The sequence below is a fragment of the Streptomyces sp. NPDC052225 genome, from assembly GCF_040679615.1.
Lineage (GTDB): Bacteria > Actinomycetota > Actinomycetes > Streptomycetales > Streptomycetaceae > Streptomyces.
Genome location: NZ_JBFAVD010000025.1, coordinates 100903 through 126140, shown reverse-complemented (window position 1 = coordinate 126140; position 25238 = coordinate 100903). Strand labels below are relative to the sequence as shown.

Here is a 25238-nt window from a genome sequence, read left to right as displayed (position 1 = left end):
TCCACCGTCAGGTCATCGGCGAAATGCCGGTCCCCCGTCGCGTCCGGCACGTACTTCACGGTGACAACGATCCTCAAGCTCACGCCGGCTCTCCTACTGCAATCGTCTTTTACTGGGCGGCCCAGCTGCTGCAACTGACCACGTCTTCTAGCAGGCAGCATAGGCGGCCGAAGCGGACTCTTCCGGTCGGGGCGGCCCGCGCTCCGAACGAAACGTTACTCGTCAGTACACCCAGTTCATGCCCACTAAGCAAGCGCTTTGAACTGTGACCTTGCCAACGCTGAGTAATCGCGCGGCACAGGAACTCTCAGTCGCGCAGGGCGTTGAAGCGACCCTGGTGGTAGACGAGCGGCCGGCCCGCGCCCGCCGGGTCGCCGCACACGGCTTCGGCCAGCACGATGCGGTGGTCTCCCGCGGGCACGCGCGCGATGACGCGGCACACGAGCCAGGCGAGGACGCCGTGGAGGATCGGCACGCCCTCGGGGCCCTCGAACCAGCGGGTGGGGGCGCCGAAGCGGTCCGCGCCGCTCTTGGCGAACGTGCCCGCGAGGTCGGCCTGGTGCTCGCCGAGTATGTGGACGCCGACATGGCCGGCCTCGGCGACGGTGGGCCAGCTGGAGGCACCCAGGCCGATACCGAAGGAGATGACCGGGGGTTCCGCCGAGACCGAGGTGAGCGAGGTGGCGGTGAAGCCGACCGGGGCGCGGCCGGCGGCCGTGATCACCGCGACACCGGCGGCGTGCTGCCGGAAGACCGAGCGGAGGAGGTCGGGCGAGGCGGGCCGGGCGGAGCGCAGATCGGGCGTGGCCGTCATGGAGTTGTCCTTCTGCCGGAGGTTTCGAGCAAGGTCCTTGGCTGCGTCAGGAGCCGGGACAGCGGTCGCTCGAACAGCGCGCGAGGTCCACGTGGACCCGCTGGTAGAGAAGGATTTCCGAGGGCATACGGTCAGACTGACGATACGTGCTGCGTGCAGTCAAGTGCGTTCCGTCATGTGGGAGATGCGTCACGGCCGCTCACACGGCCTGCCCCAGCGCGGCGATGACATCGGCCCGGCGCGGCTGCCCGGCGGCCCGCCGCACCTCGCGGCCGCGGCCGTCGAGGACCAGGACGGTGGGGGTCTTCACGACACCGACCTGCCGTACGAGATCGAGCCGGGCCTCGGCGTCGATCTCGATGTGCGCGACACCGGGCACCATGGCCGCGACCTCCGCGAGGACGCGCCGGGTGGCCCGGCACGGGGCGCAGAACGCGCTGGAGAACTGGACGAGCGTCGCCCGTTCTCCCAGCTCCGCGCCCAACTGCCCGGCGTCGAGCGTCGTTTCACCCACGGTCACCCTGCTCCTCCTGCTTCCCGGGCGCTTCCCGGACGAATCCCTCGTCTCTCGTCCAGCACGCGATCGTCCGCACTGATTCCCGATGACGTGACCGATGACGTGACAAGGATCTCGCGCGCGGCCGGAACCAGGACTGGTCACTCAGCCGTTCTTGGGGCACGATCTGCGCAAGCCGGAAAACCTACGGCTGCGTAACTTACCGCAGGGAGCCCGCTCTTCCGGAAGCCTCCGGAAGAGCTCCCCACGGACTTAAGAAGGGCCCACCCCCTCCATGGCAGAGCTCGTTTACCGTCCGGTCATCGGCGCCGCCCTCACCCTGTTCAAGGCGCTCGACCTGAAGATCGACTGCAAGGGCTCGGAGAACATTCCGCGCTCGGGCGGTGCCGTCCTGGTCAGCAACCACATCAGCTACCTGGACTTCATCTTCGACGGCCTCGCTGCGCTGCCCCAGAAGCGCCTGGTCCGCTTCATGGCCAAGGAGTCGGTGTTCCGGCACAAGGTCTCCGGTCCGCTGATGCGCAGCATGAAGCACATCCCCGTGGACCGCGCGCAGGGCGAGCACGCCTACCAGCACGCGCTGGCGTCGCTGCGCTCCGGCGAGGTCGTGGGCGTCTTCCCCGAGGCGACGATCTCCGAGTCGTTCACGCTGAAGAGCTTCAAGACGGGCGCCGTGCGCCTCGCGCAGGAGGCCGGGGTGCCGCTGGTGCCGATGGCGCTGTGGGGCACGCAGCGGCTGTGGACGAAGGGCCGTCCGCGCAACTTCAAGCGCCAGCACATCCCGGTCACGATCCGCGTCGGCGAGCCCATGGAGGCCCCGACCGACCAGTACGCGGGTGCGATCACGCGCCGCCTGCGCGGCCATGTGCAGGAGCTGCTCGAAGCGGCGCAGCGCGCCTACCCCGTACGCCCCAAGGGTCCGGACGACACCTGGTGGATGCCGGCGCACCTCGGCGGCACGGCGCCCACGCCGGAAGAGGTCAAGGCCGCCGAGGCCGGCTGAGTCACACCGCGGGGTGCACGGTGATGCGGGCGCCGGGGCTGAACTTCTGGAGCAGTTCGGCCAGTTCGGCGCCCGCCGCATCGAGGCCCGCGTGCTCGCCCATCCCTTCCAGCAGGAACAGGGCGTTCGTCGAGGTGTCGTCGAGGCAGGTGCGGGGGCCCTGCCGCCAGTTCCAGCGGCGGCACGTCACGCCCGCGTCGTCGCACCAGACGACCTCGCCCGCTTCCGGGTGGTCCACGACCTGTTCGCCCGAGGCGACGGTCACGAAGTCCTCGGTCCCCGTCGCGCGGATGAGCCGCATGCCGCCCTGGATACGGTCCAGGTCCTCGCCGCCGACCGGGATCAGGTGGGCGACGCTGATCGCGTTGTAGACGTCGACCAGGGTGTTGATCCGGGGCAGCCCCGCGTCGCTCAGTGCCCGCTTCGCCAGCGCCTCGGCCGAGTTCCTGGTCCGGTTCGGCTTGGCGCCGAAGGCGGTGTAGGCGGCGCGCCAGTCCACCATGTGCGGGTCCTCCTGCGGCGCACGCCCGTCGAGGCGCGCGGCGAGGCGGCGTGCCGCGTCGTCGAGGAGGGCCGATGTCCCGTCCGTGCTGGGCGTGTTGACGAGGTCGTACGCCTCGATGGCGATGTGGTGAAAGCCGGGCGCGAGCGCGCGGACGTCGTCGCTGACGGTGAGCTGCATCGTCTTCTCACAGTTCCTTGGGCAGGTGTTCCCACAGGTACGGCCGGTCGGGAGCGGTCTTCATGACAGCGAGAACCGCCGGGTGAGGTTCAGCGTACAACACCGGATAGTCCAGTTCATTGGACTCCGGATCGGGCAGGAAGGCGAGCCGCTCCTCCCCCAGGCTGAACTGCGCGTCGACGCCCGGCTTGTTGCCCCGCGCGTCGAGACGGTGCCATGCGCCGTGGAACCGTACGGCGACCAGGCCGTGCAGCATCTCGAACTTCTGGTAGCAGAGCGCCGTCGGGATGTCCTCGGCCCGCAGCAGCGCGGCCAGTGCGTGGGCCTTCGCGTGACAGATGCCCGTGCGCTGCGCCAGCACGTCGGAGGCCCGCCAGGTGACCCGCATGTCGCCGCTGTCGGCCGAGTGCGGGATGGTGTCGCGCACGAACTCGAAGGCGGCGCGGGCGTATGCATATGAATCGTCCGCCGATTCGGCGAGGCGCGCCGCGGTCTCCCGTACGAGCGGATGGTGATGGTCGATGGCGTCGTCGGCCGCCAAATACGCGGACAGATCAGGGTCGTTCTGGATCAGCTGCATGGCACGCGAGCATAGGAAAGCGACCGACCGCACGTCAATGACTTTGCGGTCGATCGCATACCTATGCGCTACGCATGCTGTGCTCGCTAGCGTGCCATCTCCTCCTTGAGGGCGGCGACGAACCCGTCGACGTCGTCCTCGTGGGTGTCGAAGGCGCACATCCAGCGGACGTCGCCGGCCGCCTCGTCCCAGAAGTAGAAGCGGTACTTCTTCATCAGACGCTCGGAGACGTCGTGCGGCAGGCGGGCGAAGACGCCGTTGGCCTGGACCGGGTAGAGGATCTCCACTCCGTCGACGGCGCGTACGCCCTCGGCGAGGCGCTGTGCCATCTCGTTGGCGTGCCGGGCGTTGCGCAGCCACAGGTCCTTGGCCAGCAGGGCCTCCAACTGCACCGACACGAAGCGCATCTTCGAGGCGAGCTGCATCGACAGCTTGCGCAGGTGCTTCATGTGGCGCACGGCGTCCTGGTTGAGGACGACGACGGCCTCGCCGAACAGCGCGCCGTTCTTCGTCCCGCCCAGCGACAGGATGTCGACGCCGACCGCGTTCGTGAACGTCCGCATCGGGACGTCGAGCGACGCCGCCGCGTTGGATATCCGCGAGCCGTCCAGGTGCACCACCATGCCCCGCTCGTGGGCGTGGTCGCAGATCGCGCGGATCTCCTCCGGCGTGTAGAGCGTGCCCAGCTCGGTGGACTGCGTGATCGAGACGACCTGCGGCATCGCGCGGTGCTCGTCGTCCCAGCCGTACGCCTGCCGGTCGATGAGCTCGGGGGTGAGCTTGCCGTCCGGCGTCGGCACGGTGAGCAGCTTGAGGCCGCCCATCCGCTCGGGGGCGCCGCCCTCGTCCACGTTGATGTGCGCGGACTCGGCGCAGATCACCGCGCCCCAGCGGTCGGTGACCGCCTGGAGCGCGACGACGTTGGCACCCGTGCCGTTGAAGACCGGGAACGCCTCGGCGGTGGGGCCGAAGTGGCTGCGGATGATCTGCTGGAGGTGGTCCGTGTAGTCGTCCTCGCCGTACGCGACCTGGTGCCCGCCGTTGGCGAGGGCGAGGGCCGCCATCACCTCGGGGTGGGCCCCCGCGTAGTTGTCGCTCGCGAAGCCCCGGACGGTGGGGTCGTGGTGCCTGCGGGCGTCGGTCTTCGGAGGGTTCACGGCTTCTCGGTCAGCCACAGACGGGTCCCGTTCAGGTCGGCGGCGGGCCGGTCCCAGACGCCGGCGATGGCCTCGGCCAGCTCCTTGACGTCGGTGAAGCCCGCGAACTTCGCGTTGGGCCGCTCCGCGCGCATCGCGTCGTGCACCAGCGCCTTGACCACCAGGATCGCAGCCGCCTGCTGCGGTCCGGCCTCGCCCCCCGCCTTGCGGAAGGCGTCGCCGAGCGCGAGGGTCCACGCCTCCGCGGCGGCCTTGGAGGCGGCGTACGCGGCGTTGCCCGCGGTCGGCTTGGAGGCGCCCGCGGCGCTGATCAGCAGGTAACGGCCGCGGTCACTGCGGGAGAGCGCGTCGTGGAAGGCCAGCGAGGTGTGCTGGACGGTGCGGATCAGGAGCTTTTCGAGCAGGTCCCAGTCGGCGAGGTCGGTCTCGGCAAACGTGGCGCCGCCGCGCCAGCCGCCGACGAGGTGGACGACGCCGTCCACCCGGCCGAAGTCCTTCTCGACGCGCCCCGCCCAGTCACGGGTGGCGTGCAGGTCGAGCAGATCGACGGTGTCGCCGATGACGGTGGCGCCGCCGTGCGCGTAGCGCGCCTCGTCGACGGCCGCCGCCAGGCGCTCGGGGTCCGCGTCGGCGCCGACGACGGTGGCACCCGCCTCGGCCAGCCGACGCAGCGTGGCGCGCCCGGCCGGGCCCGCGGCACCGGCGACCGCGATCACGGCACCGTCCAGCGTGTCCCTGGTGACCTCGGTGGTCTCGGTCATGGCAGTCGCCTCCTGCTGTACGGGGTTGCTCACGCGGCCACCCGCTCGGCGTCCGCCGCGGTGATGCCCTTCGTCGAGGCGATCACGTTCTTCAGCTTCTTGGAAAGGGCCTCATAGAACATGCTGAGCGGAAACTCGTCCGGAAGCACGTCGTCCACGAGCTTGCGCGGCGGCAGCGAGGTGTCCAGGGCGTCGGGGCCCTTGGCCCAGCGCGATCCCGGGTGCGGGGCGAGGTACGTCGAGACCAGGTCGTACGCGGCGAACCAGTGGACCAGCTTCGGGCGGTCGATGCCGTCGCGGTAGAGCGTCTCGATCTCGGCGCACAGCTGGTTCGTCACCTCGGGGGCGCGGTCCCAGTCGATGTGCAGCTTGTTGTCCGTCCAGCGCACCACGTCGTGCTTGTGCAGGTACGCGAAGAGGAGCTGGCCGCCGAGGCCGTCGTAGTTGCGCACGCGCTCGCCGGTGACCGGGAAGCGGAACATGCGGTCGAAGAGCACGGCGTACTGGACGTCGCGGCCCTGCGGGAAGCCGTCGGCCTCCAGCTTCACGGCCTCCTTGAAGGCGGTGAGGTCGCAGCGCAGCTCTTCGAGGCCGTACATCCAGAACGGCTGGCGCTGCTTGATCATGAACGGGTCGAACGGCAGGTCGCCGTGGCTGTGCGTGCGGTCGTGGACCATGTCCCACAGCACGAACGCCTGCTGGCAGCGGTCCTGGTCGCCGACCATCTCCCGGATGTCGTCGGGCAGTTCGAGACCGAGGATCTCGACGGAGGCCTCGGTGACACGGCGGAAGCGGGCCGCCTCGCGGTCGCAGAAGATGCCGCCCCAGGAGAACCGCTCGGGCGCCTCGCGCACGGCGATCGTCTCGGGGAAGAGCACCGCCGAGTTCGTGTCGTACCCGGACGTGAAGTCCTCGAAGGTGATGCCGCAGAACAGCGGGTTGTCGTAGCGGGTGGCCTCCAGCTCGGCCAGCCAGTCGGGCCAGACCATGCGGAGCACGACGGCTTCCATGTTCCGGTCCGGGTTGCCGTTCTGTGTGTACATCGGGAAGAGCACCAGGTGCTGGAGCCCGTCACGGCGCTGGGCGGCCGGCTGGAAGGCGAGCAGCGAGTCCAGGAAGTCGGGCACCTGGAAACCGTCGTCGGCCCAGCGGCGCAGGTCGCCGACGAGCGCCTTGTGGTACTCGGCGTCGTGCGGCAGCAGCGGGGCGAGCTGCTCCACGGCGGATATGACACGGTCCACGGCCAGTTCGACGGTGGCCCTGGCGGGGGCGCCCTCGGCGTCGAGGTCGATCGACCCGTCCTTGCTCTGCCAGGTCCTGATCTCCTCCACGGCGTCCTTGAGCACGGGCCAGGCCGGGTGCTCCACCACCCTGTCGCCCGCCGCCTGGGCCGGAGGAACGATGCCCTCCGAAGCCGCCTGCACAAGAATTTCCGTCATGTCCCATCCTCCACGGGAGAACCTCGCGTATGGACACCGTATGCGTGCGAGGTTCTCCACCACAAGGGGAGCCTCGGGAAATTATCCTGCGCCACCCCCTGATCCACCGTCGTTTTTCCTGTCGCGGGCGCTCGAAACGATGACTTGCGCCACATCGGTCCGTGCGCGGCGGGCGTCCTCCAGGAGATCGGGGAAGCCGAAGAAGCCGTGGAACATGTGCGGGAAGTGGCTCTCGGTGACGTGGACGCCCGCCGCGCGCAGCGCCTTCGCGTAGGCCTGCCCCTCGTCGCACAGCGGGTCGCAGCCGGCCGTGACGATGTGGGCGGGCGGCAGTCCCGTGAGGTCGTCGGCGAGCAGCGGGGAGACGTGCGGGTGGGCGGGATCGCCCTCGGCTCCGAGGTACTGCTCGCGGAACCAGGCGCAGTGGGCTGCGGTGAGGAAGTAGCCGGTGGCGTTGGCGTCGAAGGAGCCGGACTTCTGGCGGGCGTCGGTGGCGGGGTAGACAAGGATCTGCCGGGCGATCCCAGGGCCGCCCTGCGCCCGCGCGATCTGCGCGACGACGGCGGCGAGATTCCCTCCGGCGCTGTCCCCCGCGACGCTCAACGCGCCCGGGTCCGCGCCCAGTTCGGCGGCATGCTCGGCCGTCCAGCACAGGGCGGCGTACGCGTCCTCGACGGCGGCCGGGAACGGGGACTCGGGGGCGAGCCGGTAGTCGACGGAGACCACGACGGCCCCGGCGTCGCGGCACAGCCCGCGCGCGGTGCCGTCATGACTGTCGAGATCGCAGATGACCCACCCGCCACCATGAAAGAACACGACGACGGGCCGCCCCGCATCCGTCGCCTCCGGCAGGTAGATCCGTACGGGAATCCCGGGCGCGCCCGGCGGCCCGGGTATCTCCCGCTCCTCGACACCGCCCACGACGGGCACCGGGAACGGCGACTCGGGCGCCTCCCGCAGGATCCGCCGCGCTTCGACGGCATCGGTGACCGTGCCGCCGAGGTCGGGGAACACGGCGGCGATCGCGTCGACGAGGGGCCGGGCTGCGGGGTCGAGCCGGTCGGGGGTGTCGGCCATGAGGGCCTCCAGGTCGGGTTCGGATTCGGGGTTCGGGTCGAGGCGGAGGGTGGCGGGGCGCGGCGAAGAAGGGAAGGGGCACCGCCGGGCTGCCGATGACCGACCGGGATCACGCCGGGGGTCCGTCGGCTGCAGCACGGAGCAGCGGCTTGACGGCGCTCTACGGCGAGATCCGGTCCGCCCACCAGAAGGTGGCCTTGTAGGCCCTCAGAAAGGCGGCGGGGCCACCCCTTCCGGTGAGGAAGTCGAAGCCGAGCGCCGGCAGAAACCAGGCGGCGAAGACCGCCCCGACCACGGCGCCGGCCTCGGGCGTCCCGACGACGCCGATGACGACGCAAACGACGACCGTGATCGCGAGTCCGAGGTGGGCGACCTCGGTGTCGACTGCGAACAATTCACGGACCGCGCCACGTGGTGCTCGTCTATCGGCGCCGCAGCGCACCCTCGCCTCCACGGGATCCCCGTTCGGCCCTCCGGCCCTTCTGGCCCTTGCGTCACAACGCCCGCCGGAAATACGGGATCACCGTCTCCCCCCACTGCCGCAGCGTCTCCATGCACGCCTCCTGCGGCACCGTCCCCATCTGGATCAGGCACATGATCTCGTCCGCGCCGGCGTCCCGGAGGCGTTCCACGTAGGTGATGGCGTCGGCGGCGGTGCCGTACGCGTGGTCCGCGTTGAACGTGGCCGTCGCCGTCGGGCGGACCGGGATGTGCTGTTCGTTGAGCCGGGCCACGACCTGTTCCGCGGCCCGGCTCATCTCCGCCGCCTCGTCCGCGCCGTCGACGACCGCCTCGTCGGGGATGCCCGCTCCCCCGTACCAGTGCCCGATCGACTGCGCGAAGAAGCGCTGGCCGCGGATGCCGATGCCGCGGGCGCGCTCGCCGTCGTCCAGGACGATCGTGGGGCACAGCACCGAGAAGTGGTCGTTGACGACGGACGACACGAAGCGTTCGGGGGTGCGGGCGGCGATCGCGGCGTCGTAGGCCCCGCGCATCTCCGCGATCGATTCGGGCCCCGCGAAGCCCATCACCAGGGCGCCGACGCCTAGTTCGGCCGCCTGGCGCAGCGTGTCCGTACGGCTGCACGCGAGGAACAGCGGAGGGTGCGGGGTCTGCGCCGGGCGGGGCAGGATCGGGTGCGGGTCGATGTCGAGGAGCGGCCCGTGGTGCTCCAACTCCTCCTTCTCCCAGGCCTTTCCGATGATCCGCAGCGCCTCCTCGACCTCCTGGGCCGTCCGCTCCCTGTCGACGCCGCACAAGGACGTCTCCTGCACCGTGCCGCCGCGGCCCGCGCCGAGGTCGAGCCGGCCGCCGGAGAGCAGGTCGAGGGTGGCCGCCCGCTCGGCGACGCGCGCCGGGTGGTTGAACCGGAACGGCATGCAGACCACGCCGTGCCCGATGCGGATGCGGGACGTGCGGGCCGCGACCCACGTCAGGAAGATCTCGGGGGCGGACATGTGGGCGTACCACTTCAGGGAGTGGTGCTCGACCGCCCAGATCCGGTCGAACCCCATCTCCTCGGCGAGGATGGCCTGTTCGACGCAGTCGTGGAAGAGCTGGTGCTCCCGCTCGACGGTGGGGTCGGCGAGCTGGGCCTCGAAGATGACGGAGAACTTCACGGTGGCTCCCGGGGGTCGGTGGCACCTCCATATGACTAATAGCTATATGACGAACCGTCAGAGATGGGAAGACGTACGACGCTGCGCGCCCCGCATACCCTGGCCCCCCAGTACGCCGCCCGACCGACCGCCAGGAGCCACCCGTGTTCGACCCCGCCCCCGACTACCCGTACCGCGACAGCCTCCGTCCGGACGGAGCGCCCGCGCCGCACGCCAACCTGGCACCCGTACTCGGCCTGCTCGGCACCTGGCGGGGCCGCGGGAGCGGTCAATACCCCACGATCGACGGGGAGTTCACGTACGCGCAGGAAGTCACGTTCAGCCACGACGGCCGCCCCTTCCTGCACTACGAGGCACGCGCCTGGCTGATCGACGGCGACGACGCGCCCGTGCGGCCCGCCGCGCGCGAGAGCGGCTGGTGGCGGATGCAGCCCGACGGGCGCGTGGAGGCGCTGATCACGCAGCCCACCGGCATCGCGGAGATCGCCGTCGGCAGCGCGGCCGAGGGCGCCGTCGACCTCGCCTCGCACCAGGTGGCCTGCACGCCGACCGCCAAGGACGTGGAGTCGACCCGCCGCCGCTACACCCTGGAGGACGACAGCACTCTGGCGTTCACGCACGACATGGCGGCGATGGGGCAGCCGTCGCAGCACCACCTCGCAGCCCGACTGCGGCGCGCGTAGGCCTCTTGCGCCCGCGGCCCCCGCTCACTTCAATGCGGACCCATGCCGAACTCGCCGCTGCCGCCGACCGCCTGGGCCGTGCTCGGCCTGCTGTCCTTCCCCGGTGAGCGGACCGGCTACGAGCTGAAGAAGTGGGCGGACGCCTCGCTGCGCTTCTTCTACGGTGCGCCCGCCTTCAGCCAGATCTACGCGGAGCTGCGCCGCCTCGAAGGGCTCGGATACGTGACGTCGCGGCGTTCGGGGCCCGAGGAGCCGCGGGCGAAGCGGGCGTACGCGATCACGGAGGCGGGCCGGGACGCGCTCGCCGCGTGGGCGGCCGGCGGTGAGGACGTGGGCGCCGTCTCGCTCAGGCACCCGGTGGTCCTGCGCGTGTGGCTCGGCCATCTCGCCGCTCCGGAGCGGCTTCGCGCTCTCGTCGAGGAGCATCTGGCGCACGCGGAGGGCGAGTTGAAGGAGGTGCGCGATGCGCTGGCGCGGGCCGACGGTGTGGAGGCGTGGGCGCATCCGCAGATCGCGCTGCGCTGGAGCGAACGCCATCTGGTCTCCGAAGTGGAGCTGACGCAGGGCATGTTGGCGGACCTCGACGCCCTCGCGCACGGCACCGTCAACGCCGCCCCCGACGCGCCCACCGCCGAGTGACGAGACTCGCGCCGGCGGTGACCGTGCGGGTAGGACGGGCCGGGTTCCTGTCCCGTACCGCTGGGAGTGCGTCAGCCGTGAGCACCCGTGCCGTCCTCGTCGCCGCCGTCATCACCGGACTGATCCTCGGCGTCGTCGGCGCCAGAGCGGGCGACTCCACTCACCCGCGCCGCAGTGGCTCCGTCGCCGAGTCGCACCGTTAGGACCTGCCCGGAGGATCCTGCCGCGGACGCGGGATCAGCCACGCGCATCTGCGGCGCAACAAGGTGCGGGGCGCCCAAGCCGCGACCTGATCCTCCGGACAGGCCCTAAGCTTCCAAGTCGAGCAGCCGTCGACGGAAGCGAGACGACCTTGAACTTCCTCACCATCGGGCATCGCGGAGTGATGGGTGTCGAACCCGAGAACACCCTCCGGTCCTTCGTCGCCGCGCAGCGCGAGGGCCTTGACCTCATCGAACTCGATCTGCACCTGAGCAAGGACGGCGCCCTCGTCGTCATGCACGACGCCGATGTGGACCGCACGACCGACGGCAAGGGGCCGATCGCCGAGAAGACCCTCGCCGAGCTGCGCACGCTCGACGCGGGGCGCGGGGAGCGGGTGCCGGTCTTCGAGGAGGTGCTCGACGCGGTCAGCGCCCCGCTCCAGGCGGAGATCAAGACGACGGCGGCGGCGCGGGCGCTCGCCGAGGTGATGCTCCGCCGCGATCTGGTGCACCGCGTCGAGGTGATCTCGTTCCACGACGAGGCGGTCGCGGAGATCGCCCGGCTCGTGCCCGGCGTCCGCACGGCGCTGGTCGCCAGCCGTTACGGCACGGACGTGGTGGAGCGGGCGCAGGCCGTCGGCGCGACGACGCTCGTGCTCAACATCCGGCGTCTGACGCAGGAGATCGTGGAGCACGCCCGCAAGGCCGACCTGCGGATCATCGGCTGGGTCGTGAACACCCAGGACGACCTGCGTCTCGTACGGGCGCTCGGTCTGGACGGGGCGACCACCGACTACCCCGAGATCAAGCGCACCGGCCGCTTCACCGCGTGACGCGGGCCGTCACACCAGCGGCTTGACCAGCAGCTCGAACTGAAGGTCCGCGCGCTGCGGGATGCCGAAGCGCTCGTCGCCGTACGGGAAGGGGCTCATCTTTCCCGTACGGCGGTAGCCGCGGCGCTCGTACCAGGCGATGAGTTCCTCGCGTACGGAGATCACGGTCATGTGCATCTCGCGCACGCCCCACGTCGCGGCCGCCGCGCGCTCCGCCTCCGCGATGATCTCCTTGCCGAGTCCGGCGCCCTGGAGGGCCGGGCTGACGGCGAACATCCCGAAGTAGGCGTGGTCCCCGCGGTGCTCCAGCTGGCAGCAGGCGACGACCGTGCCGTCGCGCTCCACGGTGAGCAGCCGGCTGTCGGGGTCCTTGATGACGTCGAGCACGCCCTCGGGGTCGGTGCGCTGCCCCTCCAGGATGTCCGCCTCCGTGGTCCAGCCGGTGCGGCTGGAGTCCCCGCGGTAGGCCGACTCGACGAGCGCGACGAGCACGTCGACGTCCTCGGGGACGGCATCACGGTAGGTCAGGGCGGCGGTCATGGAGTGCTCTCCGATCTCGTACGGCTGTGGGCCTGTCGGCGCCGTCGAGGTTAACCCGGCCGCACTAGTGTGCGTCGGCATGGTTCACGTACTGAGCAGCAGGGTTCTGATCCGTCCCGGCGATCCGGAGCGGTCGCGCACGTTCTACGGCGAGACGCTGGGGCTCGCCGTCTACCGGGAGTTCGGGACCGGGCCCGAGCGGGGCACGGTGTACTTCCTCGGCGGCGGGTTCCTGGAGGTGTCGGGGCGGGCGGAGGAACCCGCGGCGCCCGGGGTGCAGCTGTGGCTCCAGGTGGCGGACGTGCGGGCGGCGCACGAGGAGCTCGTGGCGGCCGGGGTGCGGGTGCTGCGGGAGCCGGTCGCGGAGCCGTGGGGGCTCGTCGAGATGTGGATCGCGGACCCGGACGGCTGCCGGATCGTCCTCGTGGAGGTGCCGGAGCGCCATCCGATCCGGTACCGGCCCGGGATCTAGGAATGTCGATATCTTGAAAAGTCGACCTGGCGGACCACGCTGACGTGCGGCTTCGTCCCGTACGCCGGAGGATGGCGCTGAGTGACGGGATTCGGCGGCGCCGATTCGGATACCTATGACCGGCAACGCTCCTCGCCTGTCCGCACACCGTCCAGCCCAGGAGAGATCCGAGATGACCACTCCCCGGAACACGAACACCCCCCGTACCTCGACCGTGCCCAGGATCCTGATCGTGGGCGGTGGGTTCGCCGGGATGGAGTGTGCCCACAAGCTGGAGAAGGAGCTGAAGCCCGGCGAGGCGGTCCTCAAGCTGATCTCACCGATGGACCACCAGCTGTATCTGCCGCTGCTCCCCCACGTCGCGTCCGGCGTCCTCACGCCGCAGTCCGTGGCCGTGCCGCTGCGCCGGATGCTGCGGCGGACCTCGATCATCCCGGGCGGCGCCGTCGGCGTGGACCCGAAGGCGAAGGCCGTCGTCGTACGGAAGATCAACGGCGAGACGACCGTCGAGCGCTACGACCACCTCGTGCTGACGCCGGGCAGTGTCACCCGGCAGTTCGACATCCCGGGTGTCGACCAGTACGCGGTCGGCGTGAAGACGCTCGCCGAGGCCGCCTGGATCCGGGACCACGTGATCTCCCAGCTGGACCTGGCGGCGGCCAGCTCGGACCCGGCCGAGCGGGAGGCACGGCTGCAGTTCGTGGTCGTCGGCGGCGGGTACGCGGGGACGGAGACGGCCGCGTATCTCCAGCGTCTGACGACCGCCGCGGTGAAGCGGTACCCGGGGCTCGATCCGCGCGACATCAAGTGGCATCTCGTCGACGTGGCACCGAAGTTGATGCCGGAACTCGGCGATCGGCTCGGCGACAAGGCGATGGCGATCCTGCAACGCCGCGGCCTGAACGTGTCGCTCGGGGTGTCCGTCGCCAAGGTCACCGAGGACACCGTGACGCTGACCGACGGCCGGGAACTGCCCTGCCACACGCTGATCTGGACGGCCGGTGTCGCGCCGAGTCCGCTGATCGCGACGCTCGGCGCGGAGACCAACCGGGGCAGGCTCGTCGTCACTCCGGAGCTGACCGTGCCCGGCCTCGACGGTGTGTTCGCGCTCGGTGATGCGGCGGCCGTCCCCGACGTCGCCAAGGGCGGCGACGCGATCTGCCCGCCGACCGCCCAGCACGCGATGCGGCAGGGCTGGGCCGCGGCCCGCAACGTCCTCGCGGCGGTGCGCGGCACGCCGCTCGCCCCGTACCGCCACAAGGACCTCGGCCTCGTCGTCGACCTGGGCGGCATCCAGGCCGTGTCGAAGCCGATGGGCGTGCAGCTGACCGGGCTCCCGGCGCAGATCGTCGCGCGCGGCTACCACCTGGGGGCGCTGCGCACGCTGACGGCCCGGTTCCGTACCGCGGCGAACTGGGGGCTCAACGCGGTCGCGGGCGACGACTTCGTGCGCACCGGGTTCCAGCGGCACCGGCCGGCCACCCTCAAGGACTTCGAGATGACGGACGCCTATCTGTCACCGGAAGAGATCCAGAAGGTGGTCAGCGCGGAGGTCGCGGGGCGGTCGATGGCACCCGAGAAGCCCGAACTGCCGCTGAACCAGGGGTAGTACGGCCGGCTTTCGCGGGGCTCACGCCCGCGGACCGCCCAGGCGGCCTTCGAGCTGGGACAGCAACTCGCCGAGCAGCGCGCTGAGTTCGGTGTCCCGGCCACCGTCCAGGCCCGCGAGGACCGTCGACTCGTACGCGAGCTGCCGCGGCAGGATCTCGTCGACCAGGGAGCGGCCCTCGTCGGTGAGGCTCAGGTGGGAGACGCGCCGGTCGCGGGTGTCCCCGCGGCGCACGACCAGGCCGCGGGCCTCCAACTGCTTCAGGCGCTTGGTGACGGCCGCGCCGGAGGCGAACGTCTCGCGGGCGAGGTCCCCGGGGGTCAGCTCGCGTCCGGTGCGCCGCAGCGTGCCGAGCAGGTCGAACTCGGAGCGGGTCAGGCCCGCGTGGCGCAGCGGGGCGTCCTCCGCCTGCTGGAGCAGGGCGGCGCACCGGTTGATCCGGCCGATGATCTCCATCGGCCCTGTGTCGATGCCAGGGTGGACGGCCTTCCACTGCTGGACGACGGACGACACGGTGTCGTGCGGCCGCGCTGCCGCCCGTGCCGTGTCTCGCTGCGTGCTCATGCCTGCCTGCCCGGACCTTCCTCGACCGCTACCCGCGGGCGGCGCTCGGCTCGCCCGCACTCTCGTCGACGGAGCCGGACGCCTGGCGCCGTACCGTCGCAGCGAGGGTACGGTGTCCGGCCTGCTCGGCGGTGACCACCCGGTCCTCGGGCAGGGCGCGCTGCCACCATTCTCCGGCGGCGGTGTCGGCGGCGGCGCGCAGCTCCACGAGGGCGGCGGCGAGGGTGCGGCGGGTCGTCTCCAGGGCGGCGTGGCCGGGGGCAGCCAGGGCGAGGGTGCGCTCGGCGGCGGCCCGGGCGGCGTCCACCCGCTCCAGGGACCGCTCGATCTGGTCACCCGCCCGGCGGTTCGTCACGGCGACGGCGGCGACCACGCCGACGACGGCGCCGACCAGGGTGTCCACCACACGGTCGGTGATCAGCTCGCCGGGCTCCTGGAACCGGGCGAACTCGGTGACGAGCAGCGCCATCGGCGTGACGCAGAGGCTGCCGAGCCAGTAGTTGCGGGTGATGAGCGCCTCGGCCCCGAAGTTGAAGGCGAGGCAGAACAGGACCAGGGCGGCCTGGTTGAGGTGGGCCACCGGGGCGACGGCGGCGAAGACGAGCACGCCCGCGAGGTTGCCGACGACGCGCTGCACGCCGCGGCTCCAGGTCAGCGTCACGTTGGCCTGGTACAGCGAGGCGGCGGTGACCAGGGCCCAGTACGGCTTGCCGATACCGAGGGCGAGGGAGACGTGTCCCGCGAGGGCGCAGCCGATGAACGTGCGCAGGGCGATGGGCAGCAGCGGTGAACCCGGGCCGATCCGGCGCCACAACGACGGTGCGCCGTCGGCGAGTTCGGCCTCGATGCCGAGCAGCTCGTCGTCCATACCGGCGATCCGCTCGGGGCGCGGGACGGCGCCGGAGCCGCGCAGCCCCGTGGCCCAGGCGCGCAGCTGTGCGGCGTCGGTGTCGCCCGGCGCGGCGATGGCTACCTCGGCGCGTACGACGAGGCGCTCCAGGGCCCGGCGGGCCTGGGTGCGGGCGCCGGTGGCGAGCAGCGACTGCCAGGCGGCGTGCACGGCGGCCGCGGCGGCTCCGCGGGCGGGGGCGTGGTCGGGCCGCTCGGTGTACGCGGCGGCGGCGTTCAGCGCGCGGGCGGTGGCGCGGCGCTCAGGGCCGTGGGGGCGGACGAGCGCGGGGGCCATGCCCACGAGCCAGGCGAGGGCGCCTGCGCCGAGCAGCAGCGCGAGGTGCCCCGGTACCTGCCCGAGGGTCTGCGGCGCGAACAGGGTGGCGGAGCTGATGAACGTGAAGATCAGATGTCCCGGCGGTCCGATGCGCGTGGCGTCGCACAGCGCCTTCTGCGCGGCGGCGAGCACCGCTCCGATCGTGACGAGCACGCCGGCGGACGAGGTGAGCGAGGCGCCGACGAGCGCGACGGCGACGCTCGCGAACATGCCGAGCACCACCCAGGCCAGGGCGCGGGCGCGAGCGGCGTAGGGCAGGTTGTGTCCGTACAGGGCGCACAGGCTGCCGGCCATCGTGTACATCACGAGGTCGAGCCGGCCGAGGGCGAGCAGCGTGAGGTTCGGGATCCCGGTCGCGACGACGGCGCTGGTGGCGGGCTTGAACCAGATGTCGACGGGCTTGTTCGGACGCAGCACTCCGGCGAGCGGGAGACGAGGCACGGACAGGGCACGGGGGGACGGGGGTGTGCTGCTCATACAAAAACCTTAGCAGGTGTTTTACTCGTAAAACACTGCCTTGCCGCACCGCCCCCTGAGGCTGCTCACCGCCCCCACGCGACCGCCCGTGCTCCCCTGCGCCGCCTTACGCCCCCGCGCGCCCGGGCATCTAGACCGGGTACGGAGACCGGAGCCGACGACAAGGGGGACCCGGTGCACGGACCGATGTCGGCCGCCTGGCTGCTCGTCGCGCTCTGCGCGGCGACCGGCGCGTACTGCCTGCTGCGGATGCGCAGCGGCGTCGAGGAACAGCGCCGCACGGCGGGCGCCGAGGCGCTGATGGGGTTCGGCATGGCGCTGATGGCGGTCCCGGCGGCGGTCGTCACGCCACCGCGCTGGGCCTGGCTGCTGTACGCCGTGGTGTTCGGCGCCTCCGCGCTCCGCGCCCTGTGGGCGTCACGGGCCGGGGCGCATCACCTGCACCATCTGGCGGGGACGTTCGCGATGGCCTACATGGCGGTGGCGATGGCGGCCCGCCCCGCGACCCACACCCACCACGGCGCCCCCTCGGGCGCTCCCCTGCTGACCGGACTGCTGCTCGTCTACTTCGCCGGGTACGTGCTGTGGTCGGGCGCGCGACTCGTACCCGTCGCGCAGCCGGCGGGCGGGGGCGGCGTGCCGGCCCCGGGGTGGGGCGACCGCCCGGAGCTGGCGCGGGCGTGCCGGCTCTCGATGGGGATCGGGATGGTGGCGATGCTGCTCACGATGTGAGCGGACGACGCCGGACGAGGTGTTGTGCCGCGCCATGGCTGGGACCGGCACGGCAGATCAGGGCGCGATCTCACGGGAACAGCGCGATCCCGACCAGGATCACCAGGACGACCACGGCGATGAGGGCTGCCGTGGCGAGGGGGCCGCGGTGTTTGACGGGGCGGGTGGGGCCGCCGCCGCGGGGGCGGTCCTCCGGTAGCTTCGCGCCGGGGGAACGGTGGTAGAAGTCGGTGTTGCCGGGGTCGCTCATGGCACTCACCTCTTTCGCTGGTGCGTGTACGGGTCGACGGGTTCCCGGTGTGCCGAAGGGCATGCGGGGCGGACCGGGAAACCGTGGCGTGCGTCACTTGGGGGGCTGGGCCATACCGCCGGGTAGCAGGCGACTCATAGGGTGACGGCCATGACGGTCCCCGTAGCACTGTTGCTGCTCGGCACCCTTCTCGCTGTCGTCGCCCCGCGCCTGCTCGCGCGGGCGGACTGGCCCGAGCGGGAGCCGATCGTCGCGCTGTGGGTGTGGCAGTGCGTCGTGGCGGCCGTGCTCATGTGCTGCGCCCTGTCGATGACGCTCAGCGCGGCGGCAGCCTGGCAGGCCGTGCGCGGGCATCTGTTCGCGCCCGCGCCGCATGCCGTGGTGGACGCGTACGCCCTGCGCGCCACCGGAGGTTGGGCGGCGGCCGTGGCCGTGGCGCTCGCGCTCGGCGGGGTGTGGACGGGGGCGATGCTGGTGCGCGAGGTGCTCAGGTCGCGGACGCGGCGCCGGTGGCGGCGGGCCGAACTCCTGGTCCGTTCACCGCTGTTGCCCGGCGAGGAGCCCGGATCGGATCGGCTCGTGGTCCTGGAGGGCGAGCGGCCCGACGCGTGGTGGCTGCCCGGGGCGACTCCTCAACTCGTCATCACCACGGCCGCGTTGCGTCGGCTGAAAGGCCGTCAGCTCGATGCCGTCCTCGCGCACGAGATGGGGCACGCGCGCTGGCGGCACGACTGGCTGCTGCACTGCTCGGGCGCGCTGGCGAGCGGGTTCCCGCAGGTCCCGGTGTTCGCCGCGTTCCGCGACGAGATGCACCACCTGGTCGAACTGGCGGCGGACGATGTGGCGTCGCGCCGTTTCGGGCGGCTGACCATCGCACTGGCCCTGGTCGAGCTGAACGAGGACCGCGGTGTGTTCGGCGGCCCGTGCCCCACGCCGCAGGCACATCTGCCGCACCGCGTGGACCGGTTGCTCGCTCCCCCTTCGCGGCTGACCCCGGCGCGCCGGCTGCGTCTGACGGCGGCCGCGGCGCTGGTTCCACTCGTCCCGCTTCTGGTGACGTTCGTTCCCGGATTGCGGGCACTCGGCTAGCACCATCCACCGCGACGACGCCCTGCTGGCCCGCTCCCCGGCCGATGGGCGAGGATCTTTCCCATGCACCCGGCACGGCTCGACACCCCGACCCGCCCCAGCCGGCGCCCCGGCACCACCCTGACGGCGGCGCTCGCGCTCCCCTGCGTCCTCCTGACCGTCCTCGTGGCGGTCCGCTGGAGTCCGCTGATGGAGGTGGACTCCGACGTCGTACGCACCCTCCACCGGGGGGCCGTCGACGAACCGGGCGTCACGCACGCCAGCCGCATCCTCACCGACTGGGTGTGGGATCCCTGGACCATGAGGCTGCTGATCTCGCTGATCGTCGTGGGTCTCGTGTGGCGGCTGCGGGCCTGGGTGCTCGCGGGGTGGGTGGCGGCGACGTGCCTGGTCGGCTCGCTGGTGCAGCAGGGCCTCAAGGCGGCGGTCGACCGGCCGCGGCCCACGTGGCCCGATCCGGTGGACTCGGCGCACTACGCGGCGTTCCCCTCGGGGCACGCGATGACGGCGGCCGTCGTGTGCGGCCTGGTCCTGTGGCTGCTGCGGCGCGCCGGGGCGGGGCCCGTCCTGTGGCGTACGGCGCTGGCGGTATCGGCCGTCTCGGTGCTCGGCGTCGGCCTGACCCGGCTGTGGCTGGGCGTGCACTGGCCCTCGGACGTGCTGGGCGGCTGGCTGCTCGGGGCGCTGCTCGTGGCCGAGTCCACCACCGCGTACGAGAAGTGGCGTGGCCCCTACGAGCGCCCTTGACCAGCGAGTTGGGCGCCGCGCAGGATCGACGGTATGACGATCAAAGCGGTGCTCTTCGACTTCTCCGGGACGCTCTTCCGCATCGAGTCGACTGAGTCGTGGCTGCGCGCGGTCCTCGACGCCAGTGAACTGACGCTGTCCGACGAGGAGTTCACGCGCGCGGCGCGGGGGCTGCACGAGGCGGGAGCGTTGCCCGGCGGCACCACGGACCATGTCGTCGTACCGGAGCACCTCACGGAACTCATCGCGGTGCGCGACGTGGACGCGTCACGGCACCGCGCCGCGTACACCGGCCTGGCGCGCACCGTGCCGCTGCCGGACGAGCGGCTCTACGACGCCCTGTACGACCGCCACATGGACCCGGCGGCCTGGCGCCCGTACCCCGACGCGCCCGACGTCCTGGCAGGCCTGCGGGAGCGGGGCATCCTCGTGGGGGTCGTGAGCAACATCGGCTGGGACCTGCGGCCGGTCTTCGTCGCTCACGGTCTCGACCGTTACGTCGACACGTACGTGATGTCGTACCGGCACGGCGTGACCAAGCCGGACGCGCGGCTGTTCGCGACCGCGTGCGAGGCGCTCGGTGCGGCGCCGGGTGACGTCCTGATGGTCGGGGACGACCGGCGCGCGGACGCGGGGGCGGCGGCGATCGGCTGCGCGGTGCACTTCGTGGACCATCTGCCGGCGGAGGAGCGGCCCGACGCGCTGCGGCCTGTGCTCGACCTGGTGTGAGGGCCGGTCCGGGTCAGGCGGCTCCGCAGGGTCCCGCGTGGTCGCAGTAGGGCTGGTTCCCGCTCCGGCCGCAGCCGCACAGGGTGGCCCGGACCTCGACGGCCTCGCCTCCGCCGTCGCCCTCACTCTCGCCGTCCGTCCAGCGGATGCGCAGGTCACCGCGCATCACGAGGCGCCCGTCCGGCGTGCGCTCGATGGACGTGGCGGCCGGCGGCAACTCCACTGTCCCGTCGACGAGTTCGTAGCGCAGGGCGCCGGAGGGACAGCGCCGCACGACCTCCGCGACCTCGTCGGCCGGCGCCGCGTCGGGCTGGATCCAGGGCCGCCGCTCGGTGTCGAAGACCTGCGGCAGCCCTCGTACGCAGGCGGCGGCGTGCAGACACCGCGCCCCGTCGAAGGAGACGGTGACGAGATGTCCGGGGTAGGCCTTGCGTGTCACACGCCCACTCTATGAAGGCTCCGGGGCGGGCGCGCGCCGAGATTCAGGGGCCATGTCCCGGGGCCGTATGCAGGGGGCCGCATGCAGGGGCCGTGGCTCACCAGGATTCGTGGCTCAGGTGGGCGAGACCCGGGATGGCGGCCAGGCGGGCGTGGAGGGACCGGTCCGGGGCCGGGGTGCTGGTGAGCAGGAGGACCCGGACCGCCGGATGTTCCTCGGCGTAGAGCTCGTCCTCGCCGTCGTCCCCGGGGACCTCGTTCGGCTGGATCTCGATGCGCCCGTACGCGCCTCGGCGCGGTGATGGACGCCGCGGTAGAAGCTGTCTCGCTCGGTGAAGACCGCGATGCGGCTGGTGACGAGGCGGATCAGCTCGCTCGGGGTGTGGGTGGCGGTGCCGTACGTGTCGTAGTGGGTCATCGTGGAGCGATCCTGGGCCACGGGGGCGCCCGTGTCTTCTCCCTCCCGGAACGTGCCGAGCGACCGCACGCCGGAAAAAGCACCGGCCCCCGGGCGGCGCCGACACCGTCCGGGGGCCGGTCGTGGGGCGGCCGTATCGGACGATCCCCCGCGTCGCCCGATACGGCCGGCCTGACCAAGCGCACCTCGCCCCGAGGGGCCGGTGGCCTGGACGCGCTGAGTATAGTTGGCTGCGAGCCAGTCAACGCAGGAGTCAAGAATGTCCCCCCGCAGCGCATCGGTCAATGAGGAGTTGCGCCGACGTTCCCGCGAACGGCTTCTGCAGGCGACGTTGGAACTCGTCGGGGAGCGCGGGTACGACGCGACGACCCTCGGGGACATCGCGGACCGGGCGGGGTCGGCACGGGGGCTGGTCTCGTACTACTTCCCCGGCAAGCGGCAGTTGCTCCAGTCCGCGGTGCACCGGCTGATGAACCGGACGCTCCAGGAGGCCCTGGAGCGGGAGCCGCGGCCCGCGGAGAGCGACGGGGACGAGCGGCTCGCGCGGGCGATCGACGCGATCCTCGGGCTCGCCCGCGACCAGCCCGTGCTCATGCGGACGCACATGGCGGGGATCCTGCAGGCGGAAGGGTTCGTGCAGTGCGCCGAGCAGCAGCGGCTCGCGGCGCTGTTGCGGGACACGGTCGTACGGCACGGGACGATGGACGTCGACACGGACTATCCGATGCTGCGCGCCGTGCTCATGGGCGGCGTCTTCGCGATGCTCGTGCCGGGCGCCCCGATGCCGCTGCGGGTCATGCGGGCCGAGCTGTTCCGGCGGTACGGCCTGGGATGGGAACAGGGCTTCCCGCCGGGCGGCGACGCCGATGACGCCCCGCCCGACGAGAGCCCCGAACACGGCCGTGCGGCCGATTTCTCACGCTACTTCGAACCGCTGGCCCCGAACGCGGACGACGGTCAGCCGAAGTAGTCCGGCTGCGTCTGGACGTTCAGCTCGCCCAGGTGGATCTTCTTGGCCGGGTCCGTGCGCGGGTCGCTGAGCTTCAGGACGTCGAAGCCCTTGGCGATGTCGTTCGAGTAGATGAAACCGTTGTAGTAGTACGCCGACCAGGAGCCGCCGGTCCTGATGGTGTCGGTGGACAGCGGGCCGCGCTCGAAGTAGCCGATCTCCTTGGGGCGGGTGGAGTCGGTGAAGTCCCAGACCGAGACGCCGCCCTGGTACCAGGCCTGGACCATGATGTCCTTGCCCTTGACCGGGATGAGCGAGCCGTTGTGCGCGACGCAGTTCTCGGTGTCGGCCTGGTGGCGCGGGATCTTGAAGTAGCTCTTGAAGACGAGCTTGCGCTTGTCGCCCTTGCCGACGATGTCGTAGATGCCGTCGGCGCCACGGTGCGGGCCGATGGCCTCGTTGCAGGTGGCCGCGCCGCCGCCGCCGAGCTCGTCGGTGAAGACGACCTTGTTCGCCTTCTGGTTGAAGGTCGCCGAGTGCCAGAACGCGAAGTTCACGTTGTCCTGGACCCGGTCGATGACCTTCGGGTTCTCCGGGTCCGCGATGGAGAACAGGATGCCGTCGCCCATGCAGGCGCCCGCCGCCAGGTCCTTGGAGGGCAGGACCGTGAGGTCGTGGCAGCCGGTGGTCTTGGAGACGCCCGGGTTGGTGGGCGCGCCCGGGTTGCCGCCGCCGTCCGGGCCCTCACCGGGGAACAGGACGGGGAAGTTGACGACCGCGGCCTTCTCGGGCGCGTTGCGCGGCACCTTGATGACGGAGATGCCGTCGTGCGGCGGCTGGCAGTCGGGGAACGTCGCGCTCGGCGAGTACGAGGAGACGTAGATGTAGACGTTGCTCTTCTTCGGCACCAGGGTGTGCGTGTGCGAGCCGCAGGCGGTCTCGACGGCGGCGACGTACTTCGGGTTCGTCTTGTCGCTGATGTCGAAGACCTTCATGCCCTCCCAGGACGACTTCTCGGTCGCCGGCTGGGTGGTGGAGGAACACGAGTTGTCGCTGCGGGAGCTGTCCGTGGACAGGAACAGCAGGTTCCCGGAGACCGAGATGTCGTTCTGGGAGCCCGGGCACAGGACCTGGGCGACGGTCTTCGGGGCCTTCGGGTCGCTCAGGTCGAAGATGCGGAAGCCGTCGTAGTTGCCGGCGAAGGCGTACTTGCCCTGGAACGCGAGGTCCGTGTTGAGGCCGGGGAGCGCGTCCTTGGGGATGTTGGTGAGGTGCTCGATGTTGGCCGAGTGGACGATCTCGTCCTGGCCGGGTATCTCACCGGCGGCGATCGCCGCCTCTGCCTCGGCCTCGGTGCTCCGCGAGACGCTCTTGGGCGCCGCGGACCTGTCGCCCGGGTCGGGGGTCGCCGACACGGGTCCCGCGGCGAGCAGCGCGCCGAGCAGTCCGGCCGCGGCGGCGGCAACTCCCAGGCGTCTGCGACGCGTTCGGGCGGAGTTCTGCAACAGGGTCACTGTTGTCTCCCTGGTTGACGGTGACGTCGTACATACGTGAACGGTTCACGGATCCCCCGAGTATCGTCTTCCTCATGCACAGATCAATAGATGGCAACGCGATCGTCATGAAAGTTGCTGTTGCCGCGCTGATCGTGGCGGCGGCGCTGGGGCTGTCCGGGTGCGACTCAGGGGGCTCCGACGACGCCAACTCGCCTGCGTCGAGCGGGCCTTCGGTGATCGCCCCGGGCAAGCCGGGAGAGGCGGCCGAGACGCTGTCGGCGAAGGACGCGCAGAAGCGGAACGCCGACGAGGGCCCCAACTCGGCGGACGTCACGTACGCCCAGATGATGATCCAGCATCACGAGCAGGCGCTGGTGATGACCGAACTCGCCCCGGAACAGGCCGAGTCGACCCGGGTCAAGCGGCTCGCGGAGCGCATCTCCGCGGCGCAGGCGCCGGAGATCGAGACGATGCGCGGCTGGCTGAAGCGCCACGGCCGCGAGGAGGCGGCGTCGGGGCACGCCGGGCACGAGGCGATGCCGGGGATGGCGACCGAGGCGCAGCTGAAGAAGTTGCGGGCCGCCCGCGGGAAGGCTTTCGACGCCCTGTTCCTGAAGCTGATGATCACGCACCACCAGGGGGCGGTGACCATGGCGACCGAGGTCAAGAGCGACGGGAACGACGTGCAGGTCGAGGAGATGGCCGACGACGTGATCGCGCAGCAGACCTCCGAGATCAGCCGGATGCGGGAGATGTCCTGACGGGGACTGCGGTCTCCAGTCGTACGGGACTTCTCACGACCGGTCGTACGGGACCTCTCATCGCCGGTTGTGACGCGGCGCCAGGAAGCCCGCGTCCCGCGCCGCCGCGATCAGCCGCAGCGACTTGCGGCGGCTGTGGCCGGTCGCGCACATGACGGCGAGGACGGGGTCGCGGCCCTCCTGCTGCGCGCCGCGATAGATCTCGGCGACGACGCGCCGTCCTTCCACGCCGCGCGGCCGGGCCGGGCGGGCACGGCGGCCCACCGGCTGCGCGGCCGCCGCCTCGCAGGCGCCGCGGGGCTCCACGTCGGCCCGGGTGCCGGCCTGCTGCCCGTCGACGACCCGGCAGTCGTCCCCTGCCGGACCCCCGGCCCCCTCCCCGAGCACGGCGAACTCGCCGGGGGTGAGCGGCGGCTGCGCGCGCCCGTCATCGATGCAGCCCCGGCCGTCCGCGACCACGGCCAGCATGTCCACATGCGCGCCGTCGCCGAAGGTGAGCCGGATGTGGCACCACGGTGGCGGGGACTCCCCTCGCGGCTCGGTGCCCCAGCCCTGTTCCGACTCCCCCGCGGCCGGATCGTGCCCGTGGATCTCCCCCTGCGGCCACTCAGAGACGGAACTGTTCGGTCGATATTGATCGAAAGCATCAAAGAATGAACTCTCCAGCACAGATGAACGGTAACCCTGTGATCACACTTGGTCGCTGAGGGCGCGCAGACGACCACTCCCCCG

General features: G+C 71.5%; 31 protein-coding genes and 1 pseudogene. 14 read left to right on the top strand and 18 right to left on the bottom strand.

All coding sequences use genetic code 11. The features are described 5' to 3' along the window. From AB0L37_RS30300 to AB0L37_RS30290, 3 genes and pseudogenes are all read right to left on the bottom strand, one after another. Positions 1 to 83 (bottom strand): annotated as a pseudogene (locus AB0L37_RS30300) (electron transfer flavoprotein subunit beta); the annotation flags it as partial. A gap of 224 nt (positions 84 to 307) precedes the next feature. Then, positions 308 to 814 carry a flavin reductase family protein gene (locus AB0L37_RS30295; RefSeq protein WP_365512341.1) on the bottom strand — a complete coding sequence of 169 codons (507 nt, stop codon included), beginning with the start codon at positions 812 to 814 and terminating at the stop codon, positions 308 to 310. 199 nt (positions 815 to 1013) lie between these two features. Further along, positions 1014 to 1334, bottom strand: a complete 321-nt coding sequence (locus AB0L37_RS30290; RefSeq protein ID WP_365512339.1) for a thioredoxin family protein — start codon at positions 1332 to 1334, stop codon at positions 1014 to 1016. A gap of 271 nt (positions 1335 to 1605) precedes the next feature. Between AB0L37_RS30290 and AB0L37_RS30285 the strand changes: the two genes are divergently transcribed. Continuing rightward, positions 1606 to 2334 carry a lysophospholipid acyltransferase family protein gene (locus AB0L37_RS30285; protein WP_365512336.1) on the top strand — a complete coding sequence of 243 codons (729 nt, stop codon included), beginning with the start codon at positions 1606 to 1608 and terminating at the stop codon, positions 2332 to 2334. Between the two features lies 1 nt (position 2335). On the opposite strand, the gene AB0L37_RS30280 is transcribed toward AB0L37_RS30285, so the two are convergent. The 8 genes from AB0L37_RS30280 to AB0L37_RS30245 all read right to left on the bottom strand — a co-directional run bounded on the left by AB0L37_RS30280 (position 2336) and on the right by AB0L37_RS30245 (position 9649). After that, positions 2336 to 3016 (bottom strand): phenylalanine--tRNA ligase beta subunit-related protein, encoded by a 681-nt coding sequence (locus tag AB0L37_RS30280; RefSeq protein ID WP_365512333.1) that lies wholly within the window; start codon positions 3014 to 3016, stop codon positions 2336 to 2338. 7 nt (positions 3017 to 3023) lie between these two features. Next, positions 3024 to 3596, bottom strand: coding sequence for a transglutaminase domain-containing protein (locus AB0L37_RS30275; protein WP_365512331.1), 573 nt, complete (start codon positions 3594 to 3596; stop codon positions 3024 to 3026). An 86-nt stretch (positions 3597 to 3682) separates the two neighbouring features. Beyond that, complete coding sequence (locus AB0L37_RS30270) at positions 3683 to 4753, bottom strand: low specificity L-threonine aldolase (RefSeq protein WP_365512328.1); 1071 nt, start codon at positions 4751 to 4753, stop codon at positions 3683 to 3685. Then, positions 4750 to 5514 (bottom strand): SDR family NAD(P)-dependent oxidoreductase, encoded by a 765-nt coding sequence (locus AB0L37_RS30265; RefSeq protein WP_365512326.1) that lies wholly within the window; start codon positions 5512 to 5514, stop codon positions 4750 to 4752. The genes AB0L37_RS30270 and AB0L37_RS30265 overlap by 4 nt, the downstream gene beginning before the upstream one ends. Before the next feature lie 29 nt (positions 5515 to 5543). Beyond that, positions 5544 to 6953 (bottom strand): DUF6421 family protein, encoded by a 1410-nt coding sequence (locus tag AB0L37_RS30260; protein ID WP_365512323.1) that lies wholly within the window; start codon positions 6951 to 6953, stop codon positions 5544 to 5546. Positions 6954 to 7034: 81 nt separating this feature from the next. Further along, a complete protein-coding gene (locus AB0L37_RS30255; RefSeq protein WP_365512320.1) occupies positions 7035 to 8030 on the bottom strand; it encodes an alpha/beta hydrolase in 996 nt (331 codons plus the stop codon). A gap of 160 nt (positions 8031 to 8190) precedes the next feature. Beyond that, positions 8191 to 8424 carry a hypothetical protein gene (locus AB0L37_RS30250; protein ID WP_365512317.1) on the bottom strand — a complete coding sequence of 78 codons (234 nt, stop codon included), beginning with the start codon at positions 8422 to 8424 and terminating at the stop codon, positions 8191 to 8193. Between the two features lie 100 nt (positions 8425 to 8524). Next, positions 8525 to 9649: an LLM class flavin-dependent oxidoreductase gene (locus AB0L37_RS30245; protein ID WP_365512314.1), complete on the bottom strand. Its 1125-nt coding sequence runs from the start codon at positions 9647 to 9649 to the stop codon at positions 8525 to 8527. 143 nt (positions 9650 to 9792) lie between these two features. Here AB0L37_RS30245 and AB0L37_RS30240 point away from each other — a divergent pair, with 143 nt between their 5' ends. From AB0L37_RS30240 to AB0L37_RS30225, 4 genes are all read left to right on the top strand, one after another. Then, complete coding sequence (locus AB0L37_RS30240; RefSeq protein ID WP_365512310.1) at positions 9793 to 10332, top strand: FABP family protein; 540 nt, start codon at positions 9793 to 9795, stop codon at positions 10330 to 10332. 42 nt (positions 10333 to 10374) lie between these two features. Next, on the top strand, positions 10375 to 10971 hold the full coding sequence (locus tag AB0L37_RS30235) for a PadR family transcriptional regulator (RefSeq protein WP_365512307.1): 597 nt from the start codon (positions 10375 to 10377) through the stop codon (positions 10969 to 10971). Positions 10972 to 11048: 77 nt separating this feature from the next. Then, positions 11049 to 11174 (top strand): hypothetical protein, encoded by a 126-nt coding sequence (locus AB0L37_RS30230; protein ID WP_365512304.1) that lies wholly within the window; start codon positions 11049 to 11051, stop codon positions 11172 to 11174. Between the two features lie 149 nt (positions 11175 to 11323). Continuing rightward, the gene (locus AB0L37_RS30225; RefSeq protein ID WP_365512301.1) at positions 11324 to 12007 is read left to right on the top strand and encodes a glycerophosphodiester phosphodiesterase family protein; all 684 of its coding nucleotides are present in this window, start codon (positions 11324 to 11326) and stop codon (positions 12005 to 12007) included. A gap of 9 nt (positions 12008 to 12016) precedes the next feature. Here the strand turns inward: AB0L37_RS30225 and AB0L37_RS30220 are convergent, their stop codons facing one another. Next, the gene (locus tag AB0L37_RS30220) at positions 12017 to 12547 is read right to left on the bottom strand and encodes a GNAT family N-acetyltransferase (RefSeq protein WP_365512298.1); all 531 of its coding nucleotides are present in this window, start codon (positions 12545 to 12547) and stop codon (positions 12017 to 12019) included. 79 nt (positions 12548 to 12626) lie between these two features. Here AB0L37_RS30220 and AB0L37_RS30215 point away from each other — a divergent pair, with 79 nt between their 5' ends. Both AB0L37_RS30215 and AB0L37_RS30210 read left to right on the top strand, forming a co-directional pair. Then, positions 12627 to 13019 carry a VOC family protein gene (locus tag AB0L37_RS30215; protein ID WP_365512296.1) on the top strand — a complete coding sequence of 131 codons (393 nt, stop codon included), beginning with the start codon at positions 12627 to 12629 and terminating at the stop codon, positions 13017 to 13019. A gap of 172 nt (positions 13020 to 13191) precedes the next feature. After that, the gene (locus AB0L37_RS30210; RefSeq protein WP_365512293.1) at positions 13192 to 14628 is read left to right on the top strand and encodes an NAD(P)/FAD-dependent oxidoreductase; all 1437 of its coding nucleotides are present in this window, start codon (positions 13192 to 13194) and stop codon (positions 14626 to 14628) included. Between the two features lie 21 nt (positions 14629 to 14649). On the opposite strand, the gene AB0L37_RS30205 is transcribed toward AB0L37_RS30210, so the two are convergent. Continuing rightward, entirely contained in the window at positions 14650 to 15192 is a 543-nt protein-coding gene (locus AB0L37_RS30205) for a MarR family transcriptional regulator (protein ID WP_365512290.1), read from the bottom strand. A 28-nt stretch (positions 15193 to 15220) separates the two neighbouring features. Then, on the bottom strand, positions 15221 to 16897 hold the full coding sequence (locus AB0L37_RS30200) for an FUSC family protein (RefSeq protein WP_365512287.1): 1677 nt from the start codon (positions 16895 to 16897) through the stop codon (positions 15221 to 15223). 174 nt (positions 16898 to 17071) lie between these two features. Between AB0L37_RS30200 and AB0L37_RS30195 the strand changes: the two genes are divergently transcribed. Beyond that, a complete protein-coding gene (locus AB0L37_RS30195; RefSeq protein ID WP_365512284.1) occupies positions 17072 to 17629 on the top strand; it encodes a DUF5134 domain-containing protein in 558 nt (185 codons plus the stop codon). 70 nt (positions 17630 to 17699) lie between these two features. On the opposite strand, the gene AB0L37_RS30190 is transcribed toward AB0L37_RS30195, so the two are convergent. Then, entirely contained in the window at positions 17700 to 17879 is a 180-nt protein-coding gene (locus AB0L37_RS30190) for a hypothetical protein (protein WP_365512282.1), read from the bottom strand. A gap of 150 nt (positions 17880 to 18029) precedes the next feature. On the opposite strand from AB0L37_RS30190, the gene AB0L37_RS30185 reads away from it, so the two are divergent. The 3 genes from AB0L37_RS30185 (at position 18030) to AB0L37_RS30175 (ending at position 20444) form a co-directional block, all read left to right on the top strand. Further along, positions 18030 to 18968 (top strand): M56 family metallopeptidase, encoded by a 939-nt coding sequence (locus AB0L37_RS30185; protein ID WP_365512279.1) that lies wholly within the window; start codon positions 18030 to 18032, stop codon positions 18966 to 18968. A 63-nt stretch (positions 18969 to 19031) separates the two neighbouring features. Beyond that, a complete protein-coding gene (locus tag AB0L37_RS30180; RefSeq protein WP_365512277.1) occupies positions 19032 to 19715 on the top strand; it encodes a phosphatase PAP2 family protein in 684 nt (227 codons plus the stop codon). Between the two features lie 33 nt (positions 19716 to 19748). Beyond that, positions 19749 to 20444 (top strand): HAD-IA family hydrolase, encoded by a 696-nt coding sequence (locus AB0L37_RS30175; protein WP_365512274.1) that lies wholly within the window; start codon positions 19749 to 19751, stop codon positions 20442 to 20444. A 13-nt stretch (positions 20445 to 20457) separates the two neighbouring features. On the opposite strand, the gene AB0L37_RS30170 is transcribed toward AB0L37_RS30175, so the two are convergent. After that, positions 20458 to 20883: a (4Fe-4S)-binding protein gene (locus tag AB0L37_RS30170; protein WP_365512271.1), complete on the bottom strand. Its 426-nt coding sequence runs from the start codon at positions 20881 to 20883 to the stop codon at positions 20458 to 20460. A gap of 118 nt (positions 20884 to 21001) precedes the next feature. On the opposite strand from AB0L37_RS30170, the gene AB0L37_RS30165 reads away from it, so the two are divergent. Both AB0L37_RS30165 and AB0L37_RS30160 read left to right on the top strand, forming a co-directional pair. Then, positions 21002 to 21184: a hypothetical protein gene (locus AB0L37_RS30165; RefSeq protein ID WP_365512268.1), complete on the top strand. Its 183-nt coding sequence runs from the start codon at positions 21002 to 21004 to the stop codon at positions 21182 to 21184. Between the two features lie 375 nt (positions 21185 to 21559). After that, positions 21560 to 22270 carry a helix-turn-helix domain-containing protein gene (locus AB0L37_RS30160; RefSeq protein WP_365512265.1) on the top strand — a complete coding sequence of 237 codons (711 nt, stop codon included), beginning with the start codon at positions 21560 to 21562 and terminating at the stop codon, positions 22268 to 22270. Here the strand turns inward: AB0L37_RS30160 and AB0L37_RS30155 are convergent. Further along, positions 22258 to 23763 carry a hypothetical protein gene (locus AB0L37_RS30155; protein WP_365512262.1) on the bottom strand — a complete coding sequence of 502 codons (1506 nt, stop codon included), beginning with the start codon at positions 23761 to 23763 and terminating at the stop codon, positions 22258 to 22260. The two genes, AB0L37_RS30160 and AB0L37_RS30155, sit on opposite strands and share 13 nt — an antisense overlap. Positions 23764 to 23837: 74 nt before the next feature. Between AB0L37_RS30155 and AB0L37_RS30150 the strand changes: the two genes are divergently transcribed. Beyond that, positions 23838 to 24506, top strand: coding sequence for a DUF305 domain-containing protein (locus AB0L37_RS30150; protein WP_365512259.1), 669 nt, complete (start codon positions 23838 to 23840; stop codon positions 24504 to 24506). Between the two features lie 57 nt (positions 24507 to 24563). Here the strand turns inward: AB0L37_RS30150 and AB0L37_RS30145 are convergent, their stop codons facing one another. Continuing rightward, positions 24564 to 25175: a DUF6214 family protein gene (locus AB0L37_RS30145; RefSeq protein WP_365512256.1), complete on the bottom strand. Its 612-nt coding sequence runs from the start codon at positions 25173 to 25175 to the stop codon at positions 24564 to 24566. Positions 25176 to 25238: the final 63 nt, after the last annotated feature.